Below are 20227 nucleotides of genomic sequence, written 5' to 3' on the forward strand. Positions count from 1 at the left end.
CCGCAAACCCTCCAAATCCAAGATTTTTCAGGCTTATCATTATTAATATTATTTTTTTCTCTCCACCATCACAGTATTATCCGCGCCGGGCGGTTTGAGGCGCTGCTTCTCAGCCGCCACCTTAATCAGCTTGTGATTTGCCAGCCGCGCCTGATCCAATTTCAAGCGCGCATAGTCCTGATCAAGCTTGATTTCCTGCTTTTGCGCTTTATCCAAAGCGATGAAGTGCAAACGCGATTGGTCTTGCACAGTAACTACTGAAAAAGCAGATACCGATACCAAGACCAACAAAAGGATATTTAATTTATTCATTATTTTCAGACGACCTCAATATGTTTGTTCCGAGGACACCTGCCCCACGTAATGCTTATTCTGTAATCTCACCGCCCGTCCGCTCTGCGACTCGTAAAACTGCGCTGCGCGCCCGCGGATTGGAGACGGTTTCCCCAACACCCGGCTTTATCGCCTTTCCCACCGCTTTTAACGGCGGCAGAGGCAAATCCGCTTCTTTTACTGCCGCCCAGCGCGGCAAAGGAGGATGTTGCGAATACTTTTTAACGAACTGTTTCACGATGCGGTCTTCAAGCGAATGGAACGCGATAACCGCCAAACGCCCGCCCTGTTTCAGACGACCCATCACTTGAGGAAGAACCGCCTCTACCTCTTCGAGCTCGCGGTTAATAAAGATGCGAACTGCCTGGAAGGTGCGCGTCGCAGGGTCTTGCCCCCGCTCACGAGTACGGACGTTTTGCGCCACGAGCTGCGCCAGCTTGCGGGTTGTATCGATCGGACTTTCTGTCCGTTGCGCAACAATGGCGCGCGCAATCTGGCGACTAAACCGCTCTTCACCATAATTCTTGATAACCTCGTGCAAATCCTGTTCCGATGCTGTTGCAATCCACTCTGCGGCAGACATTCCGCGTGTCGGATCCATGCGCATATCCAAAGGTGCATCAAAACGGAAACTGAAACCCCGTGCGCCGTCATCTATCTGCGGGGACGAAATCCCCAAATCAAACAACGCACCATCTATTTCTTCAATACCCAGCTTATCCAGGGTCGTCTGAAAACTTGAAAACCCGTCATGGACTACTGTAACGCGCCCATCCTGCTCAGCCAGCTGTTGCGCCGCGTCAATCGCTTGCGGGTCTTTATCGAACACAATCAGACGACCTTGACTGCCCAGACGGGACAAAATCAATCGGGAGTGCCCTCCCCTGCCGAACGTCCCATCCATATAAATACCGTCTTCACGAACCGCCAGAGCATCAACCGCCTCGTTTAACAAAACGGTGATATGTTGATATTCAGCATTACTCACAATTGCAAATCCGTCTGACTTAATTGGAACGCCAACTCTTCAGGATCGTCATCCAAAGCCTGAGTCATTTCAGCTTCCCACTGATCACGGCCCCACAATTCCAAACGGTTGGCACGACCGACCAAGGTAACGTCTTTTTCGAAATCCACCCGTTTGCGCAGATTGGCAGGAATCAGTACACGACCGGCACTATCCCATTCCAGCGTATCCGCATTGTGCAGCAGCAGATTTTGGTAGCGCTGCAACATCTGGTTCCCCGCTGTTTTCAGGCGCAAAAGCTGCTCGACAACCTTTGCCCATTCAGCTTCCGGGTACATCAACAATTTTTCACGGGAATCCAAAGTAACCACAATCGACGGCGTATAATGGCGCAGCAAAATATCGCGGAACTTGGCAGGAATTGCCAACCGCCCTTTGCTGTCAATACTCAATTCGTGAGCGCCACCAAACACAATTTCGTCCTATCGGTTTAAATCGGAATTTTTTGGGCAATGCAGACACTTTTACCCACATCGCCCCACTAGCCCACACTATAAAAAATTTTAACGCCTCGGTCAAATCGCCTTACTTTAAAATCCCAGTACATATGCAACAACAAAATCATTAAAAAACAGTATTTTAACCAAACAAGCACACAAACCAAACCTCTCACTTTACCCGATTTGGTTTTTAAAAACACAATATGTAGTATTAAAAATCTCATTTATACACAATATATGGTATAAAAAAATGAAAAAACGCCCCTTTTCTGTTCACGTTATAATAGACAAATAAATTCACAAATTTTACATTATCTAACAGTTATGAAGGCACACCTCCCCCTCCCCTCCCCTGCCGCGCAAGCCTCAAGTTCCAAACTATTTGAAATCGTCACACAGGAAATAAAAGCCCAAAATAACTGGATTCCTTTCTCACGATTCATGGAGCTTGCACTCTACGCCCCCGAATACGGTTACTACACCGGGGGCAGCCATAAAATCGGTACAGACGGCGATTTTATTACCGCCCCCACCCTCACCCCATTGTTCGGACAAACTCTCGCCCGACAACTTGCCGAACTCCTCCCGCAAACCGCCGGCAACGTCTACGAATTCGGTGCAGGTACAGGACATCTCGCCGCCACCTTATTGAAAAGCCTTTCAGACGACCTCAAGCATTACTACATCATCGAACTTTCCCCCGAGCTTGCCGAACGCCAACGCCAATTCATCGCCGAACACACCACCCCGCAACTGGCACAAAAAGTCATCCACCTGACCGAACTGCCCGAATCCTTCGACGGCATCATCATCGGCAATGAAGTCCTCGATGCCATGCCTGTTGAAATCATCCGCTGCACTCAAAACACCTTTCAACACATCGGCATCTCCATCACCCCCGACGGACAGCTTGAACAAAGCCCTCAACCCTTGAAGCAACCCGACCTCCTCCGTTTAGCCACCACCTACTTTCCAGAAACCGAACACCCCTACACCAGCGAGCTACACCCCGCCCAATACGCCTTTATTCTCACCCTAGCGCAGAAAATCACACGCGGCGGCATGATATTTATCGACTACGGCTTTGACGCCGCCCAGTATTACCACCCGCAACGCGACGAAGGCACGCTCATCGCCCACTACCGCCACCACACCGTTCACGATCCGTTTTTCCATATCGGTCTGACCGACCTGACCGCACATGTCAACTTTACCGACATTGCCCAAGCGGGCACTGACGGTGGACTAGATCTCATCGGCTACCTGCCTCAGTCCCATTTCCTATTCAACCTAGACATTACCGACCTGCTGGCACAAACCGCTCCCCCAGGCACAGCAGACTACCTCCGCATCAGCACTGCCGTACAAAAACTGACCGACCAGCACGAAATGGGTGAACTCTTCAAAGTCATCGCTTTTGGCAAAAACATCGACATAGACTGGACAGGTTTCTGCTTCGGCGACATCTGCCACAAACTTTGAAATCCCCCACATCAAACCATCTCTCCAAATACACAGGTCGTCTGACCAAATACACAGGTCGTCTGAAACACAGTTTCAGACGGCCTCATCTATGCTTTATTCCATTAAAAAACAAAAACAAAACACAAAGTACAAAATAAAACTTGCCAAAAACTCAAAACAACATATAATAGCGACTTCACGAAACGGCGAATTAGCTCAGTCGGTTAGAGCAGAGGAATCATAATCCTTGTGTCCGGGGTTCGAGTCCCTGATTCGCCACCAAATTTCGGGGGTATAGCTCAGTTGGTAGAGCGCTTGCATGGCATGCAAGAGGTCAGCGGTTCGATCCCGCTTACCTCCACCAGATAAAAAAGACCTTGTTCAAACAAGGTCTTTTTTATTTATATATTTACCTACTTTATATATCTACCTATCCTTAAAGCTTGATAAGCAGCCGATACAATATTCATTGAAAAGACTGAAAACGATTGTCAAACCAATCTGCATACCCGCATCTATTCTTTTATTCATTTATGTTCACACAAAAGGTCGTCTGAAAACCAATCTTGGGTTTCAGACCTTTCGTGTTGGAAATTGCGCTTACTTCAACACTGCCAGACATTCCTTCACCAATGCCGGACCTTTATAAATCATGCCGCTGTACACTTGGACGGCGGTTGCGCCGAGACGGATTTTTTCGGCGGCGTCTTTACCGTTCATGATGCCGCCTACGCCGATAATCGGCAGCTTGCCGTCTATGTGTTCCGCCAATGTTTTCAGCACTTGGTTGCTTTTTTCGCGCACCGGAAGACCGCTTAGACCGCCCTGCTCGCCTGCGAGCGGATGGCTGCCGAGGCTTGATTTGTCGATGGTGGTGTTGGTGGCGATGATGCCGTCCATTTCGACGGATTTGACGACGTGGGCGATGTCTTCGATTTGTACTTCATCCAAATCGGGGGCGATTTTGACGGCGAGCGGGACGTATTTTCCGTGCGCGGCGGCAAGCTGCGCCTGTTTGTTTTTCAGGGCTTCGAGCAGCGCGCTCAGTTCGTCGCCGCCTTGCAGTGCGCGGAGGTTTTTGGTGTTGGGCGAAGAAATATTAACGGTAATGTAACTTGCGTGTGCGTAGGCTTTTTCGAGGCAGATTAAATAGTCGTCGGCGGCGTTTTCGATGGGTGTGACGGCGTTTTTGCCGATGTTGATGCCCAACACGCCTTGATAACGGCTTTTTTCGATGTTTTGAATCATGGCGTCGATGCCGTGGTTGTTGAAGCCCATGCGGTTGATGATGCCTTGGTGTTCGGGAACGCGGAAGAGGCGCGGCTGCGGATTGCCGGGCTGCGGTTTGGGCGTTACCGTGCCGATTTCGAGGAAGCCGAAGCCGAGCGCGCCCAATGCGTCTATGTATTCGCCGTTTTTATCGAGTCCGGCAGCCAGCCCGACCGGATTGGGCAGGGTGATGCCCATGAGTTTGACGGGCTTGGTACGGTTGTCGGAAATCGGAAGCAAACCGAGTTTGTATACTTTGTCGAGCGCGTCGAGGGTGAAATGGTGGGCTTTTTCGGCATCGAGTTTGAACAGCAGGCTGCGGGCTAGGGAATACATGGGTTTCTTTCGGATGATTGGCAAACCGCCGTATTTTACCCGAAACTGCCGTATTTTCCTGCCAGCCAAACAAATCTTCAAATGAAATGCCGTTTTGAACCGTCTTAAAATCCGCTATACAATCATATCGATAACGTCGTCTGAAAGGATTTCTGATGAAGCCTGAACTGATTATTTTCGACTGGGACGGAACGCTTGCCGATACGACTCGCCCGATTATCCGTACGTTCCAACAAAGTTTTGCCGACTGCGGCTTAAAAGCCCCCGATGCGGATGTCATCCGCGCCTTAATCGGTTACAGCCTGCCCGAAATCATCTTCCGCCTTGCGCCTAATGCGGGCGAACACCTGCGCGAAGAATTGGCAGAAACCTATGCCGCGCATTATCTGAATCCGAACAATCACAATATGACCTTGTTCCCCGAAGCCATTCCTTGTTTGAACACTTTAAAACAACAAGGCTTTTGGCTTGCCGTAGCGACAGGCAAAGGGCGTACGGGTTTGGACCGTTCTATTATGCAGACGGGGACGGCAGATTTTTGGATGGCAACCGCCTGCGCAAGCGAATATGCGTCCAAACCCGCGCCCGATATGGTTTTTGCCTTATGTTCCGAATTAGGGCTGGAGCCTTCGCAAACTTTGATTGTCGGCGATACGACCCACGATTTGGATATGGCGGCAAATGCGAAAGCCCCTGCCGTTGCCGTACCGACCGGCGCGCATACCGCCGCGCAACTGGCAACGCGGCCGAATTTGGCAATCTTGAACGATTTGTCCGAGCTGCCCGGCTTTATCGCGCGTTTATAATGCGTGGTCTTCATTTCGTTTTCTGATTTTGAACAAAGGTCGTCTGAAAACCCGCTACCTTTGTTTTCAGACGACCTTTTAGCATGAACTTCTTTATCGTCTGCCCGCGATAACGCGCTTTACCGCCTGCACCATATCGGCAACCGCGTTTTCCGCGGTATGCAGGTAAAGGGCGGGTTCGACGAGTTCCAATTCGTTGAGCAGCAACCTGTCGCCGATCAGCGTCCCGTCTATGCGGGCGTATGCCGGTATTTCAGGCAGCATGTCCAATATCTGCCATGCGGTTTCGATTGCTTTTTCCGGCGGCGCGGCGGGGCTGACGGCGACTCCGTAGGCGGAATTGGCGCGCCATTCGCCTTGGGGCGGCATACGCAGTACGGCATGGCTGAAATGCCCGTCAAAAAACACCAGCGAGGTTTCGCCCGCCGTTTCGATTTCGCGGATATAAGGCTGGACGATGACGCCTTTCGGATAATCCTCCGCCTTCAACGACACTTCTCCCGCCCTGATTTTCGCCACGCCGCGTCCGCTCTGCCCGATAACGGGTTTGACGACCGCTTCCCGCCAGCCCCGATTTTTTAAAATGTCTTCCAATTTTTCTTTTTCAGACGACGTCTGCACGCTCGGAATCACGTCCGCCCCCCATTCTGCCAAATCGCACAAATAACGTTTGTCCATGTTCCAACGCATCAGCCCGACGGGGTTGATAAACCTTTGCCCGCACGCTTCCGCTTCGGTCAGCCACTGCCCAAATGCTTCAGGCTCCGCCGCATAATCCCATGCGCACAAAGGCAGGATAAAGGCGGATTTCGGGCGGTTTTGCCAAGGCGCGAAGGCGGTGGGTATGCCGTTCCGTGTCAGCGCATCCGCCAACGGCAGCAGGTTGGACGGCGGCTCGGGGTAGGTGAGGTAGGTGGTAATCGTCAGCATGGCGGACTTTCGAAAAATGAAATGACATAATATTGACAAGGGGTTATGTCTTTGCTTGATATTTCAGACGACCTTTTATCGGGCAAACGGCAGGCGTCTTCTGAACAATAAACACCATCACGTTTGTAATAAAAACTTCCCTGAATAACGGAACTTTTCCGTTTATTTTAAATCTATTAGTCTCGCATATAAATAATAAAGATTCTTATTTATATATAAATTATATATAAATTATATATAACATTATTTATTAAAAGGATTTTACTCTAATGAAACTTTCGCGCTTCTCCTCCCTTGCCCTTGCCGCCGCATTGGCATTCGGCACTGCCGCCGCCCATGCCAAACCGGTTCAAATTACCGATGTCAACGGCCGCAAAGTAACCGTCGACCTGCCCGCCAAACGCGTGGTTTTGGGCTTTTATTATCAAGACTACATGGCCATCGGCGGCAAGGACGCGCTGAATAATGTGGTCGGCTTCTCCAAAGCGGTTTGGGCCGACTGGGCGCCGCCGAGCTGGGCGGCGTTCAGCAAAGCCGTGCCTAAGCTGAACCAGCTTGCCGACGTGGGCGAGGTGGAAGTCGGCACGTTCTCCGTTGAAAAAGTATTGGCGTTGAAACCCGATTTGCTGATTCTGGCGGATTGGCAGTATAAGGCTCTGGGTTCAGACCTTGCCCGCATCAACAAAGCGGGCATTCCGATTGTGGTGTTGGACTACAACGCGCAAACGGTCGCCAAACACATCCAATCGACCAAACTTATCGGCACGCTGACCGGCCAGCAACAAAAGGCGGACAAATTGGCGGCGGACTACAAACGCATCGCCGATACCATCCAAGCGCGCGTGAAAAAAGCCAATCTGCCCAAGCCTAAAGTGTATGTCGAGTTCGGCAACAAAGGCCCTGCGGAACACAGCGTAACCTTCGGCAAGAGTATGTGGGGTTCGATGGCGACGCTGGTCGGCGGCAACAATATCGCCGCTTCTTCGGTCGAGTTCTACGGCCCGATCAATCCTGAAAAAGTCCTCGCCGCCAAACCCGACGTCATCGTGATTACCGGTCGCGAAACCGAATTGAAGAAAAGCCCGACCGCCATGGTGATGGGCTGGGGCATTCCGAAAGCCGAAGCGGAAAAACGCTTGGCCGGTTTTGCCAAACGCGCCGGCTGGGCGAACCTGCCTGCGATTAAAAACAACCGCCTCTACGCCGCCTACCACGCCAATTCGCGCACACTCTCCGACGGCGCATCGATTCAATTTATGGCCAAAGCGATTTATCCGCAGTTGTTCAAAGACTTCAATCCTGAAAAGACTTATATCGACTTCTACCGCCAAAACCTGCCGGTTGTACCGAACGGTACGTTCTACCTGTATCCGAAAGGGCAATAAGGCGGGCTTCTGGGTTTCAGACGACCTTTTTATGCGGAAGGTCGTCTGAAAGCAGCGTGGGTTTTGTACAGAACCGTAGCGTGGGCTTTGCCCACGGGTGATGTTTGCGGGAATGACGGCTGGTAATAAGCTGTATCGATGTAAGAGGTTGATTGTATCTGTATCCGAAAGGGCAGCAAGGCGGGCTTATGGGTTTCAGACGACCTTTTTATACGAAAGGTCGTCTGAAAGTAACGTGGGCTTTGCCCACGGGTAATGTTTACGGAAATGATGGCAAGCGGTATGGGGTTTCCTGTTTTCGTGGGCGAAGCCCACGCTACGACTTTCCGTCGTGCCGAGTGGGGGGCTTCAGGTGGGTTTGACTGTTTTGGCCCTCTCCCTAACCCTCTCCCACGGGGAGAGGGGATCAGATAACTGAAGTCCAACCATTGTTTTGATTCCCTACAATTTGCCCCCTCTCCCACGGGGAGAGGGAACAGATGACTGAAATCCGACCATTGTTGTGATTCCCTGCCATTTGTTCCCTCTCCCCGTGGGAGAGGGTTAGGGAGAGGGCAAAGCCGTTTGGAATGCCGTTATCCCGATTTTCAAAAAACCACCCTTCAAAACGGATACAGACAAAAGAGATGGTTGGGCATGGATGTCCGGCCTTGTTCCTTAATTTCAAAGGCTTAAAAAATGAATGAGTCGGTTGTCGCCGAGATTGTGAGGAACCAGCGCAAGTTGGAAGGCAAGCGTTGGTTGATTGTTTTGATGTTTTTAATCATCGCGGCGGTCAGTTTTCTATTCGACATCGCCACCGGCCCTGCGATGACGGACACGCTGCCTGTCGGCGAAGTGGTCAATGTTTTGCTGGGCAAACCCGAAACAGACGAGATGAACCGCCTGATTGTGATGGATTTGCGCCTGCCGATTGCGGTGATGGCGCTGGTGGTCGGTGCGGCTTTGGGTGTCGGCGGGGCGGAGATTCAAACGCTCTTGAACAATCCGATGGCCAGCCCTTATACGCTGGGCTTGGCGGCGGCGGCGGGTTTGGGCGCGTCGGCGGTGATTGCGTTCGGCGGTTTCGGGCTGCCTGAAACGGTCGCCGTCCCCATCGGTGCGTTTGTGATGACCATGCTGGCTTCGGGCATCTTGTTTCTGTTTGCCTCGGCGCGCCGCTTTAATTCGGCGATGCTGGTGTTGGTGGGGATTGCGCTTTTGTTTCTGTTTCAGTCGATTCTGTCGCTGATTCAGTTTATCGCCGCGCCTGAGATTTCGCAGCAGATCCTGTTTTGGCTGTTCGGCAGCCTGACCAAGGCGACTTGGGAAACGGTCATCGTTACGGCGGCGGTTACGGCGGTATGCGTGTTTCTGCTTTCGCGCGATGTGTGGAAGCTGACTGCGCTGCGCCTGGGCGAAGAACGCGCCGTCGGGCTGGGCATCAATCTGCAACTTTTGCGACTGAAAACGCTGGTATTGGTAGCGGTGATGACGGCAACGGCCATCAGTTTCGTCGGCGTGATCGGCTTTATTGGATTGGTCGCTCCGCATGTGGCGCGGATTCTTTTGGGCGAAGACCAACGTTTCTTCCTGCCCGGCGCGATGCTGGCGGGAGCGGCGTTTTTATCGGTGGCGAGCGTGTTGTCCAAGGTGATTATCCCCGGTGCGCTGTTTCCGGTGGGCATCGTTACGTCGTTTGTCGGCGTGCCGTTCTTCTTCTGGATTGTGTTAACGAAACGGTAGGTCGTCTGAAATGTTGAAACTTGAAAACGTCCATATCCGGCGCGGCGATTATGTGGTCGCCGACAATATCGATTTGACGCTGGAACAAGGCAAAGTCTATTCCGTGCTCGGCCCGAACGGCACGGGCAAATCCTCGCTGATGAAAACGATTTTCGGCGAAGTGACGCACAAAGGCACCATCCGCTACGGCGACGAAGTGTTGAGCAAAATCCACCTGCAAAGCTGGCGCAAACGCATAGGCTATATGCCGCAGGACACCGCCGCCGAAGCCTCGCTGACCGCGCTGGAAGTCGTGTTGCTCGGCCGCATGGACGCGCTGCACATGCACGTCGGCGACGAACTGCTGCACGAAGCTGCAAGTATCATGGCGGAGCTGGGCATCGGCCATCTGGCGCACCGCGACGTTATGCGGCTTTCCGGCGGACAGCGGCAGCTCGTTATGTTTGCCCAAGTCATGCTGCGCCGCCCCGAAATCCTGATGCTGGACGAACCGGTCAGCGCGCTGGATATGCACCACCAGTTGAATCTCTTGGAGCGCGTGGTGCAATACACGCACGAACACAATCTGGTTACGCTGATGGTGTTGCACGATTTGAGCCTCGCCGCGCAGTTTTCAGACGGCGTGATTCTGCTCGGCGAAGGCAAAGTACAGGCGCAGGGCGCGCCGCAGGACGTGTTACAGGCGGACATGATCGGCAGATTGTACAAAGTGGACATCGAGCTTTTGTACGACAGCAAAGGCCTGCCCGTTATCCGCCCGATGCGGAAGAGTGCGTAACTTAACCGCTCCTGCAAATGTCGGATTTGAGCATCCGGCCTGCAAACTCCCTGCAATTTATCCCCTCTCCTGCGGGAGAGGATTAGGGAGAGGGCGGTAAATCCAAGGCTTGCCTCTCCGACTCATCAGCCCGCCCCATATTTTTTTATCCTTAGAAAGGACTTTCTCCATGAAAAAATCCCTCTTCCTCCTGATGCTGACTGCTTCCCTAAGCGCATACGCCGCCAACCACGAAATCAAAATGCTCGACAACGGCAAAGACGGCAGCATGGTGTTCGAACCCGGCTACGTCAACGCCAAGGTCGGCGACACCGTAACCTTCAAAGCCGCCAACAAAGGCCACTGGGTGCAAAGCAAAGCCCTGCCCGACGGCGTTGCCGACTTCCTCTCCGAAGACGGCAAAGACTTCACGCTCAAGCTCGACAAAGAAGGTGTGTATGTCTATACCTGCCCGCCGCACCGCATGATGAACATGAGCGGCGTGATCCAGGTCGGCAAACCGGTGAACAAAGCCAAAGCGCAAGCCGTTGTGGACGAACTGGAAAACCGCGCCATGCAGAGCAAGGGTCGTCTGAAAAAATACATGCAGCAGGTCAAATAAACCGCCGAACAAACAAAAGGTCGTCTGAAACCGTTTTCCGTTTTCAGACGACCTTTTTAGTTTTGAACGATGACCTTATTGCCCTTCCGCCGAAATCTTCTCGTTCAGAAAATCAATAAAACTGCGCACCTTCGCGCTTAAGAACGCCCTGTCCACATAAACCGCGTTTAATTGATCGGCCCGCACCCGATAGTCCGGCAGCAGGCGGACCAGTCTGCCTTCCGCCAAATCGCGTCTCACCGCCCACAGCGGCTGATAGGCGATGCCCGCGCCCGCCCTGACCAATTCGCGGATCATCAGCGTATTGTCGCTTAGAATCACCGGATTGAGCGTCAGAATGCTTTTTTCGCCCGTTTTCTGATGTGTGATTTCCAAATTGCGCTGGTCGGTGTAGGACGGCAGGATGGCGGGATGGCTCATGGCTTCTTCGGGCGTTTGCGGCTTGCCGTGTTTTGCCAGATAGTCGGGCGAGGCGAGCAGGACGAATTGGATTTGCGCCAACGGTTTGACAATAAGCGACGGCGACAGGGTTTTTGAGACGCGCAAGGCGAGGTCGAAGCCTTCGGCAATCAAATCGACGTGGCGGTTGTCGAGTACCAAATCAAGCGTGACTTCGGGATAGCGTTCGCGGTATTCCGCCAGCCAGTTGCTGATTAAATTGCCTGCAAACCAAAGCGGCATGGTCACGCGTAACATACCCTGCGGCGTGTCCGCCCCGCCTGCCGCCTTTTGCGCGGCGGTGTCGAGCGTGTCGAGCGCGTAGCTGCATTGGCGGTAGTATTCTTCGCCCGCTTCGGTCAGGTGGAGGTTGCGGCTGTTGCGGTGCAGCAGCTTGGCTTTAATCGAATTTTCCAGATGGCTGACGTGTTTGCTCGCCATTGCGGTGGAAATATCAAGCTGCTCGGCGGCGCGGGTGAAGCTGCCGCTTTGGACGACTTGGCGGAAAACTTTGAGGCTGAACAGGGTATCCATGTTTTCTTTTTGGGAAACGTTGTGTCAATAAAAGCAGTATATATCTACTGGCAGTAATTATCTATACTGCCCAGATAAGATTAGTTTTCATTCCGTTCTTACATTTTGATTAGGAGTATGCCATGTCTGCAACCTGCGCCCGTATCCAACCTATTTTATTGTCCGTATTGCGTATCGTAACTGCTTACCTCTTCCTCTTACACGGTACGGCAAAATTCTTCGGCTTCCCGACCGCCATGGGCAGCGGCTCGCCCGAAGGCTTGATGCTGGTGGCGGGTATTTTGGAAGTCGTCGGCGGCATCATGCTGATTTTCGGAATGTTTACCCGTCCTACCGCCTTCGTCCTGTCCGGTCAGATGGCGGCTGCCTACTTTATGGCACACGCCTCCCAAGGTTCGGCGCTGTTCCCGCTTGCCAACGGCGGCGAATCGGCAGTCTTGTTCTGCTTCGTGTTCCTCTATCTCGCAGCAGCAGGCGGAGGCTCATTGGCATTGGACAACCTGATTGGCAAAGACAAAGCCTGATGTACCCAAAGGTCGTCTGAAAACAAACAAAGCGGGTTTGGGAATCCATTTCCCAACCCGCCGACTGATTAAACATCAATCAAAGGAAAAACAAAATGACTTATCAAACTTTGCAACAAGCAGCCGAAACCCGCCGTTCCATTTACGCGCTAAACAAAAACCTGCCTATCAGCAACGAAGAAATCAGCGAAATCGTCAAACACGCCGTTTTGCACACGCCTTCTTCCTTCAACTCGCAATCCACCCGCGTCGTCGTCCTCTTCGGCGAAGAACACGGCAAAGTGTGGCAATTCGTTGAAGACGCATTGCGCGCCATCGTGCCTGCCGAACAATTCGAGCCGACCGCGCAAAAATTAAACCTGTTCAAAGCAGGTGCGGCGACCATTTTGTTTTTTGAAGACCAAAACGTCGTCAAAGGCCTGCAAGAGCAGTTCCCAGCCTACGCCGCCAACTTCCCCGTTTGGGCGGACCATGCGAACGCGATGATGCAATACGCCCTTTGGACAACACTTGCCGCCGCCGGCGTGGGCGCGAACCTGCAACACTACAACCCGCTGCCCGACGCCGCCATCGCCAAAGAATGGAATCTGCCCGAAAGCTGGCTTTTGCGCGCGCAAATGGTCATCGGCGGCATCGAAGCGCCTGCCGGTGAAAAAGCCTTCGAGCCGGTGGAAAACCGTTTGAAAGTGTTCGGCGCATAATTGCCCATCAACATTATAGTGGATTAAATTTAAATCAGGACAAGGCGACGAAGCCGCAGACAGTACAGATAGTACGGAACCGATTCACTTGGTGCTTCAGCACCTTAGAGAATCGTTCTCTTTGAGCTAAGGCGAGGTAACGCCGTCTTGGTTTAAAGTTAATCCACTAATAAAAAAGGTCGTCTGAAAACCAATTTAGGTTTCAGACGGCCTTTGTCATTCAAAACAGCTTGCGCTCATTCTTGCGGAGGGACATAACCCTGAACAGCATCCGCCCCGTCTCCGAAGAAATACTGCTCCATCTGCTGCGCCAAATATTCGCGCGCGCGCGGGTCGGCAAGGCTTAGGCGGTTTTCGTTAATCAGCATGGTTTGATGACGCGTCCACGCATTCCAAGCCTCTTGGGACACATTTTCAAAAATACGCTTGCCCAGCTCGTTGGGCAGCGGCGGAAATTTCATACCTTCGGCCTCTTTGCCGAGTTTGACGCAGTGAACCATACGGGTCATGGCGGCTTCCTTCATAATGGTGTTTCAGACAGCGCGTATTTTATCGTATTGCCTATTTATAGGAAAGGCTGCGAAAAACAGAAAAAACCTGCCAAATAGGCTGCTTTTTAATCCAATATAAAACATATATTTATAAAAATAATATACGGCGCATCGAAATAAACCTTGCGTTAAAACGCCGTTTTTGGTTTAATGCACATCTCGCAACGAAACAGCGAAGGCCAGATAGCTCAGTTGGTAGAGCAACGGATTGAAAATCCGTGTGTCGGCGGTTCGATTCCGCCTCTGGCCACCAAAACAAACCGCCTTTGGCGGTTATTTTTTACCTATTTCCTAGATATTATTTCTCAATTTCAAAAGTCGTCTGAAACAAGCTCTGCAGGTTCCGCCGAAAGAAATGTTCAGACGACCTTTTCTCTTCTTTATAAATCATTTCAATTAATCCATCACCAAAACATCTCTATATATTCTATATATAAGGACAGATTAAATTGCAGCGTGCGCCAACGCCAACCGTGTTTACTATGCTTCTTAACTAAAAACAAACATTCTTATCCTATTCTTATCTCATTCCAACGTTCTCCAAAACATCCGCTAATTCTCCTCTAACACTCCCAGCCTAGAATGACATCTAGACAAAAGAAAAACAAGTCTCCTCACATAACGAACGATAATCTGCTCACACTGACAGAACATTATTTTTCCCACCATCGTTTTCTTTTAAGGAGAGTATCATGAAACTGAATCTGCAAAAAACCACCGCTGCTGTTTTGGCTGTTTTATTCAGCGCAGGCGTATTTGCCGCCAACGATTACTACAACCCGTTTGATTATGGTTACAAAAACCACAAATACGGCAAAAAATGGGGCAAACCCGCATCTGAAGCCGAAGGCGAAAAAGTGATGAAACACGCTGCCTACCGTTCAGGCGTGTACTACACCAACGTGAACCATATGCCCGGCAATGTAGACCGTAACGGCGTGAAAACCGTACAGGTTAACGACGCATACTACCGCCAAAACCTCGGTCACTATGCATTTGACACCATTAAGAGCGGCGGCTCTGAAGTGTACTACGGCGAGTGGGTCGGTAAAGAATACGTTAAAGGCACCAACCGCGGCGTTTTCTACTCAGGCGACAAACGCGCTACCTCTATGCCGGTATCAGGCGTAGCCAACTACGCAGTTAAAGGTATCAACAACTACACCGGCAACAACCCGATGGTGGGTACTTTGCGCGCAGACTTCGGTCAACGCGTCTTGGCGGGTTCTATGAGAAACAACGCGGTAAACATGGATGTCCATGCCCGCATCAAACCATCCAGCGCATCGTTTGAAGGCTATGCCCGCGCCAACGGCCACTTCGGTAAAACCGAAGGCCACTTCTTCGGTCACAACGCAAGCGCGCTGGCCGGTGTTGCCAAATTTAAAACCGACCGCAACTTGGATACGGCATACGGCGGTGTAAAACGCTAAAATCCCTAGCTAAGTAAAATGAGTTAAGTAAAATGAAAGCCTGCTTCACGCAGGCTTTTTTAAACACCAGCCCGCCAACCTTCTCAAGGTCGTCTGAAAACCGCCGACCGGAAAGCCGACACCATGTACAAACCGTCTGCCTGCCTTCTCCTGTTTCTCGCCGCCCCCGTCCTTGCCGCGCCCCGTTCTGACTTTTCAGACGACCGTACCGCGCAACGCCTGTGGCAGAACACCCGCCAAACCATGCAAGAACAGGAACAAAAAGTGCGCGAATACCGCCTCGACATTCCCTCCGAAAACATCGGGCAGACAGCCGAAACCGATCCCGAAGCCGACCAAGGCGAAGCCCTGTTCAACGCCGTCAACCACAGCGACTGGCAGACCGTGCGCCCGCTGCTTGAACGTTATACACAGCAAACCGAATACGACCCCGACATCGCCCTCTTTGCCCGCGCCTCGCTCGCCCGCGGCGAAGGCAGATGGAAAGCCGCCAAACAAGACTACGAAACCCTGCTGCAACGCCACCCCGACTTCACGCGCGGACGGCTCGATTACGCCCGCCTGCTCTTTGAAGGTCGTCTGAACCGCGAAGCCACTTCCGAATTTATGCGCCTTCAAAACGAAGACCTGCCCGAAGCCGTCAAAGAAAACATCGGACATTTCCGCGATTCCTTAAACCAACGCCAAAGCTGGCAGGGCAGTCTTTCCGTCGGCGCCGTCCACAACAGCAACATCAACGAAGCCAGCGGCAAAACGTGGTGTAAAACCGAAATCGACAGCGAATGTTGGGAAGAATTTTCAGGCGACAAACCCATTTCCGCCAACGGCATCAAATACGAAGCCGCCGCCGTCCGCCGCTGGCAGATTAAAGGACACCACGGCATCGCCGCCCGCGCGCTCGGCTACGGCCGCTTCTACCGCGACCATAAAGACTCCAACGAACACACGCTCAACCTCAGCGCAGGCTATCAGTTTGAAAACCACCGCCACACCTTCGCCCTTGCCCCGCTTGTCGAATGGAACGGCAGCGGCGGCAAAACCCTCAACCGCGCCTACGGCGTACGCAGCGAGTGGAACCTCGACAAAGGCAGCTGGACGTGGAACACCGAAGCCGAGTGGAAACACCTCTCCTATTCCGACAAAACCCGCCTGCTCGACGGCAACCTCATCTCCGTTTACAACACCTTGTCCTACTTCCCGCGCAACGACCTCATGCTCTACGGCGGCATAGACTGGCAGCAGCGCAAAGCCAAAGAACCGGTGGACAGCTACCGCCTCATCTCCGCACGGCTGGGCGCGGCAAAAATGTTTGAAGCCGGTTTCGACGCCTCCGCCTCCGCCACCTTCGGCATCCGCAGCCACCGCGAAGAAAACGCCGTACTCGAACAACGCCGCCGCGACAAAGAGCAAACCTACCGCCTCAGCATAGGCGCGGACCGCTGGAAATTCGCCGGCCTCAAACCCGTCCTCAGCTACAAACACCGCCGCGTCCACGGCAATACCGACTGGCTGTACAGCTACAAACAAAACGAAGTCGGTCTGTCGCTGGTCAAATCGTTCTAACGCGGGACGCAGAAACACAAAGGTCGTCTGAAATTCAGTTTTCAGACGACCTTTTTTATGTTTTGAAAGCAGTTTTGTCCGGAGACGCATCAGTTGATAAACCCGTCATCTTTCATTTTCTTTTCGGAAAAATACTGACCGAACACCAGCAAGGCGGCGAGGATGATGACAAACAGCCCCGCCATGGTCAGGGTGATTTTGATGAACAATTCTGCTTCGATAAAAGAAAACCAAAGTTGCAAAATCAGCAGCAATACCCAGCCGACGAACAGCCCGAGACAGGCATAAACGCCGAGCTTAAACACGTTCCCGCTCCAAGATGACGAGATAGGCTTCACGCACAAAAAACAGCAGCATACGGCGTTGATCTTTTTCCATAGTAACGACACGCCAGCCTTCAGAGGTTTGGCTGTTGAGAAACGCGCTGAATTTGACAGGATTGACTTTGGCTGCGCCGAAAACCAGGCTGGACAACTGGTTTTCCTGATAAATGACGACTTTGTATTCTTTCATAGGATTCCTTTTAACATAAGGGATCATCTTTTCAGACCATCCCTTATGTTGCTAATGATGCAAAACAGCAAACCTTATTTCTTATTACCCAACTGCGGCAATACCGAACCTTCGCCCAGCGACAGCAAACCGCTTTGCGAGTAGATACCCAATTTGGCGCGGGTGTCGGTGATGTCGAGGTTGCGCATGGTGAGCTGACCGATGCGGTCGAGCGGGGTGAACGCGGCGTCTTCGACTTTTTCCATACTCAGGCGTTCGGGTTGGTAGGTCAGGTTGGGCGATTCGGTGTTCAGAATCGAGTAGTCGTTGCCGCGGCGCAATTCAAGGGTTACTTCGCCGGTAATGGCTTTGGCCACCCAGCGTTGGGCGGTTTCGCGCAACATGAGGGCTTGGCTGTCGAACCAGCGGCCTTGATAGAGCAGACGACCGAGGCGCAGGCCGTTGATGCGGTATTGTTCGATGGTGTCTTCGTTGTGGATGCCGGTAACCAAGCGTTCGTAGGCGATGTGGAACAACGCCATGCCCGGTGCTTCGTAGATGCCGCGCGATTTGGCTTCGATGATGCGGTTTTCGATTTGGTCGCTCATCCCCAAACCGTGGAGGCCGCCGATGCGGTTGGCTTCGAGGAAGAGTTCGACGGGGTCAGCGTATTCTTTGCCGTTTAGTGCAACGGGGACGCCTTCTTCAAAGCGCACGCTGACTTCTTCGGGTTTGACTTCGACGTTTTCATCCCAGAAGGCAACGCCCATGATGGGTTTGACGATTTTGATGCCGCTGTTGAGGAATTCCAAATCTTTGGCTTCATGCGTCGCGCCGAGCATATTGGAATCGGTGGAATAGGCTTTTTCAACCGACATTTTGTAGTTGAAACCGTTGGCAATCAGAAATTCGCTCATTTCGTGGCGGCCGCCGAGTTCATCGATAAATTGTTGGTCGAGCCAAGGTTTGTAGATTTTCAGCGCGGGATTGGTGAGTAGGCCGTAGCGGTAGAAACGCTCGATGTCGTTGCCTTTGTAGGTACTGCCGTCGCCCCAGATGTTGACGTCGTCTTCCTTCATGGCGGAAACGAGCATGGTGCCGGTAACGGCGCGGCCCAAAGGCGTGGTGTTGAAGTAGGCGATGCCGCCGGTGGAAACGTGGAACGCACCGCATTGGATGGCGGCGATGCCTTCATGTGCCAACTGCGCGCGGCAGTCGATTAAGCGGGCGTTTTCTGCGCCGTATTCCATCGCTTTTTTGGGAATGGCGTTGTAGTCGTCTTCATCGGGCTGACCGAGGTTGGCAGTGTAGGCATAAGGCAGCGCGCCTTTGAGTTTCATCCACAAAAGCGCGGCAGAGGTATCAAGACCGCCGGAGAAGGCGATGCCGACTTTTTGACCGACGGGGAGGGATTGCAGAATGGTATGGCTTTGACTCATGGGGAATCCTTCGGACTAAAAATAAAAGCAGAACGAGGCAAACCGCTCTGCACATGATTTGAACTTATTATCTTATAAATAGATGAGATAATCTAGTTTGATGCCGCCTGAAAAAGCATTCAGGTTTTCAGACGGCATTTGTCCGCAATTATTGAGACGCTATCCGTAGCTGAATACAATGAAGCATGCTGCCCAAACCGAAGCAGCTGCCAAAGGCCACAACAAGTAGCCTTTTTGCCCAGTCAAACGCCACATTTCATCTGCATTGGTTGCAACAAAAAACAACCACAAAAAACCAAGTAAAATATCCGTAAAGACTGCCAGTGAAAAAATCATACGGTTTGCAGGTAAGGAGCTGAATGCGCTCAGAACAACCCATTGTATAAAAAATGTGGAAAGCGTAGCATATTTGGCGCGAAAATTGACTGCACGTTTGTCTTGATGAATTTTACGGCGAATAATCAAATACTGAATAATCAGCACAAACGTACACACAAAAAGGCTGATAATGAACATGAAAAACGCAAAAATGCCGATTACAAACATGAGTCTCTCCTATCCGTTGCACCTAATAAGCAATATTGGAACAGTAATCATGGGAAATCATGAATAGCCTTTAAGCAGAAGGAAAGATTATGAAAGACCGACAGCATTTGTTCAACCTCATCATCATCGGCGACGAAATCCTGCACGGCAGCCGCCAAGACAAGCATTTCGCCTTTTTCAAATCCCTGCTGGAATCGCGCGGGCTGAAGCTCAATCAGGTGCAATACTTGCCCGACGAACCTGATTTGTTGATTAAACAACTGCGCCGCAGCTTTTCAGACGACCTGCCGACTTTCGTTACCGGCGGCATCGGCTCTACGCCTGACGACCATACCCGCCAAGCCGCCTCCGCCGCTTTGGATTTGCCCGTCGTCCGCCATCCCGAAGCCGCCAAGTTCATCGAAGCCGTTACCCTGAAACGCGGCGAACCGCTCGACGCCCCCGAACACGCCCAACGCCTGAAAATGGCGGACTTTCCCGCAGGCGCAGAGCTTGTACCCAACCCGTTCAACAACATCGCCGGATTTTCCATCCGCGAACATTATTTCTTCCCCGGCTTCCCCGTGATGGCGCACCCGATGGCGGAATGGGTTTTGGATACTTATTACGCCGACCGCTTCAACCAAACCGAACGCGGCAGCCGCAGCGTGTATGTATTCGGTCAGCCCGAATCGCGCGTCGCCCCGATTATGGAATACGTCGAACGCACCTACCCGGGCGTGCGCTCTTACAGCCTGCCCAGCGTCGGCTGGCAAAATGCAAACGGAACGGCGGTCAAACCGCATATCGAGTTCGGCATCAAGGCGGAAGGCGAGGCGTGCCGATCTTTAGAACAGGCGTGGGCGGAGGTATTGCAGCGCCTGAAGGATTTGGGCGCGGAGTTGAAAGATACGCCGGCTTGAAGCGCAGGAT

Annotated in this window: 22 protein-coding genes and 3 tRNA genes; 14 read left to right on the forward strand and 11 right to left on the reverse strand. The window is 52.2% G+C overall.

What is annotated here, in order from left to right; all coding sequences use genetic code 11:
- Window positions 1–48: 48 nt before the first annotated feature.
- From ftsL to mraZ, 3 genes are read right to left on the reverse strand one after another with little or no spacing between them, the layout of a single operon-like run.
- The gene (gene ftsL, locus NSCA4_RS0105530; protein ID WP_016687212.1) at window positions 49–312 is read right to left on the reverse strand and encodes a cell division protein FtsL; all 264 of its coding nucleotides are present in this window, start codon (window positions 310–312) and stop codon (window positions 49–51) included.
- Window positions 313–367: 55 nt separating this feature from the next.
- Window positions 368–1321, reverse strand: a complete 954-nt coding sequence (rsmH, locus tag NSCA4_RS0105535; protein ID WP_016687213.1) for a 16S rRNA (cytosine(1402)-N(4))-methyltransferase RsmH — start codon at window positions 1319–1321, stop codon at window positions 368–370.
- Window positions 1318–1773 (reverse strand): division/cell wall cluster transcriptional repressor MraZ, encoded by a 456-nt coding sequence (gene mraZ / locus NSCA4_RS0105540; RefSeq protein WP_016687214.1) that lies wholly within the window; start codon window positions 1771–1773, stop codon window positions 1318–1320. Before mraZ ends, rsmH begins: the two co-directional genes overlap by 4 nt.
- Before the next feature lie 351 nt (window positions 1774–2124).
- Here mraZ and NSCA4_RS0105545 point away from each other — a divergent pair, with 351 nt between their 5' ends.
- The 3 genes from NSCA4_RS0105545 (at window position 2125) to NSCA4_RS0105555 (ending at window position 3628) form a co-directional block, all read left to right on the forward strand.
- The gene (locus tag NSCA4_RS0105545; protein WP_029609563.1) at window positions 2125–3282 is read left to right on the forward strand and encodes a class I SAM-dependent methyltransferase; all 1158 of its coding nucleotides are present in this window, start codon (window positions 2125–2127) and stop codon (window positions 3280–3282) included.
- Between the two features lie 187 nt (window positions 3283–3469).
- Window positions 3470–3546 (forward strand) — tRNA-Met (locus tag NSCA4_RS0105550).
- Window positions 3547–3552: 6 nt separating this feature from the next.
- A tRNA-Ala gene (locus tag NSCA4_RS0105555) sits at window positions 3553–3628 on the forward strand.
- Window positions 3629–3864: 236 nt separating this feature from the next.
- Here NSCA4_RS0105555 and NSCA4_RS0105560 read toward each other — a convergent pair.
- Window positions 3865–4869: a quinone-dependent dihydroorotate dehydrogenase gene (locus tag NSCA4_RS0105560; RefSeq protein WP_016687216.1), complete on the reverse strand. Its 1005-nt coding sequence runs from the start codon at window positions 4867–4869 to the stop codon at window positions 3865–3867.
- 152 nt (window positions 4870–5021) lie between these two features.
- On the opposite strand from NSCA4_RS0105560, the gene NSCA4_RS0105565 reads away from it, so the two are divergent.
- Window positions 5022–5675, forward strand: coding sequence for an HAD-IA family hydrolase (locus tag NSCA4_RS0105565; RefSeq protein WP_176621473.1), 654 nt, complete (start codon window positions 5022–5024; stop codon window positions 5673–5675).
- Window positions 5676–5768: 93 nt separating this feature from the next.
- On the opposite strand, the gene NSCA4_RS0105570 is transcribed toward NSCA4_RS0105565, so the two are convergent.
- Window positions 5769–6605 (reverse strand): ATP-grasp domain-containing protein, encoded by an 837-nt coding sequence (locus tag NSCA4_RS0105570; protein WP_016687218.1) that lies wholly within the window; start codon window positions 6603–6605, stop codon window positions 5769–5771.
- A 269-nt stretch (window positions 6606–6874) separates the two neighbouring features.
- Between NSCA4_RS0105570 and NSCA4_RS0105575 the strand changes: the two genes are divergently transcribed.
- The 4 genes from NSCA4_RS0105575 (at window position 6875) to NSCA4_RS0105590 (ending at window position 11094) form a co-directional block, all read left to right on the forward strand.
- Window positions 6875–7990, forward strand: coding sequence for an ABC transporter substrate-binding protein (locus NSCA4_RS0105575; protein ID WP_016687219.1), 1116 nt, complete (start codon window positions 6875–6877; stop codon window positions 7988–7990).
- A 678-nt stretch (window positions 7991–8668) separates the two neighbouring features.
- Complete coding sequence (locus NSCA4_RS0105580) at window positions 8669–9715, forward strand: FecCD family ABC transporter permease (RefSeq protein ID WP_016687220.1); 1047 nt, start codon at window positions 8669–8671, stop codon at window positions 9713–9715.
- A 10-nt stretch (window positions 9716–9725) separates the two neighbouring features.
- Complete coding sequence (locus tag NSCA4_RS0105585) at window positions 9726–10493, forward strand: ABC transporter ATP-binding protein (RefSeq protein ID WP_016687221.1); 768 nt, start codon at window positions 9726–9728, stop codon at window positions 10491–10493.
- 169 nt (window positions 10494–10662) lie between these two features.
- The gene (locus tag NSCA4_RS0105590; protein WP_016687222.1) at window positions 10663–11094 is read left to right on the forward strand and encodes a plastocyanin/azurin family copper-binding protein; all 432 of its coding nucleotides are present in this window, start codon (window positions 10663–10665) and stop codon (window positions 11092–11094) included.
- 75 nt (window positions 11095–11169) lie between these two features.
- On the opposite strand, the gene NSCA4_RS0105595 is transcribed toward NSCA4_RS0105590, so the two are convergent.
- On the reverse strand, window positions 11170–12066 hold the full coding sequence (locus tag NSCA4_RS0105595) for a LysR family transcriptional regulator (protein WP_016687223.1): 897 nt from the start codon (window positions 12064–12066) through the stop codon (window positions 11170–11172).
- A 122-nt stretch (window positions 12067–12188) separates the two neighbouring features.
- Between NSCA4_RS0105595 and NSCA4_RS0105600 the strand changes: the two genes are divergently transcribed.
- Together NSCA4_RS0105600 and NSCA4_RS0105605 are read left to right on the forward strand one after the other, a co-directional pair.
- On the forward strand, window positions 12189–12590 hold the full coding sequence (locus NSCA4_RS0105600) for a DoxX family protein (RefSeq protein WP_016687224.1): 402 nt from the start codon (window positions 12189–12191) through the stop codon (window positions 12588–12590).
- Between the two features lie 95 nt (window positions 12591–12685).
- Window positions 12686–13291: a nitroreductase family protein gene (locus NSCA4_RS0105605; RefSeq protein WP_016687225.1), complete on the forward strand. Its 606-nt coding sequence runs from the start codon at window positions 12686–12688 to the stop codon at window positions 13289–13291.
- A 236-nt stretch (window positions 13292–13527) separates the two neighbouring features.
- Here NSCA4_RS0105605 and NSCA4_RS0105610 read toward each other — a convergent pair whose 3' ends face one another.
- Window positions 13528–13800: an oxidative damage protection protein gene (locus NSCA4_RS0105610; RefSeq protein ID WP_029609564.1), complete on the reverse strand. Its 273-nt coding sequence runs from the start codon at window positions 13798–13800 to the stop codon at window positions 13528–13530.
- Between the two features lie 219 nt (window positions 13801–14019).
- On the opposite strand from NSCA4_RS0105610, the gene NSCA4_RS0105615 reads away from it, so the two are divergent.
- From NSCA4_RS0105615 to NSCA4_RS0105625, 3 genes are all read left to right on the forward strand, one after another.
- Window positions 14020–14095, forward strand: a tRNA-Phe gene (locus NSCA4_RS0105615).
- Between the two features lie 439 nt (window positions 14096–14534).
- Window positions 14535–15275, forward strand: a complete 741-nt coding sequence (locus NSCA4_RS0105620; RefSeq protein WP_016687226.1) for a Slam-dependent surface lipoprotein — start codon at window positions 14535–14537, stop codon at window positions 15273–15275.
- 123 nt (window positions 15276–15398) lie between these two features.
- Complete coding sequence (locus NSCA4_RS0105625; protein ID WP_016687227.1) at window positions 15399–16838, forward strand: surface lipoprotein assembly modifier; 1440 nt, start codon at window positions 15399–15401, stop codon at window positions 16836–16838.
- A gap of 89 nt (window positions 16839–16927) precedes the next feature.
- On the opposite strand, the gene NSCA4_RS0105630 is transcribed toward NSCA4_RS0105625, so the two are convergent.
- The 4 genes from NSCA4_RS0105630 to NSCA4_RS0105645 all read right to left on the reverse strand — a co-directional run bounded on the left by NSCA4_RS0105630 (window position 16928) and on the right by NSCA4_RS0105645 (window position 19315).
- Window positions 16928–17143 (reverse strand): hypothetical protein, encoded by a 216-nt coding sequence (locus NSCA4_RS0105630; protein ID WP_016687228.1) that lies wholly within the window; start codon window positions 17141–17143, stop codon window positions 16928–16930.
- On the reverse strand, window positions 17136–17351 hold the full coding sequence (locus NSCA4_RS0105635; protein WP_016687229.1) for a DUF4177 domain-containing protein: 216 nt from the start codon (window positions 17349–17351) through the stop codon (window positions 17136–17138). The genes NSCA4_RS0105630 and NSCA4_RS0105635 overlap by 8 nt, the downstream gene beginning before the upstream one ends.
- A 74-nt stretch (window positions 17352–17425) precedes the next feature.
- A complete protein-coding gene (gene argG / locus NSCA4_RS0105640) occupies window positions 17426–18769 on the reverse strand; it encodes an argininosuccinate synthase (RefSeq protein ID WP_016687230.1) in 1344 nt (447 codons plus the stop codon).
- A 159-nt stretch (window positions 18770–18928) separates the two neighbouring features.
- On the reverse strand, window positions 18929–19315 hold the full coding sequence (locus tag NSCA4_RS0105645) for a hypothetical protein (protein ID WP_016687231.1): 387 nt from the start codon (window positions 19313–19315) through the stop codon (window positions 18929–18931).
- An 89-nt stretch (window positions 19316–19404) separates the two neighbouring features.
- On the opposite strand from NSCA4_RS0105645, the gene NSCA4_RS0105650 reads away from it, so the two are divergent.
- Window positions 19405–20217, forward strand: coding sequence for a competence/damage-inducible protein A (locus tag NSCA4_RS0105650; protein WP_016687232.1), 813 nt, complete (start codon window positions 19405–19407; stop codon window positions 20215–20217).
- The last annotated feature ends 10 nt before the right edge of the window (window positions 20218–20227 follow it).

Source organism: Neisseria sicca 4320, assembly GCF_000193735.1.
In the GTDB taxonomy this organism is placed as follows: domain Bacteria; phylum Pseudomonadota; class Gammaproteobacteria; order Burkholderiales; family Neisseriaceae; genus Neisseria; species Neisseria sicca_E.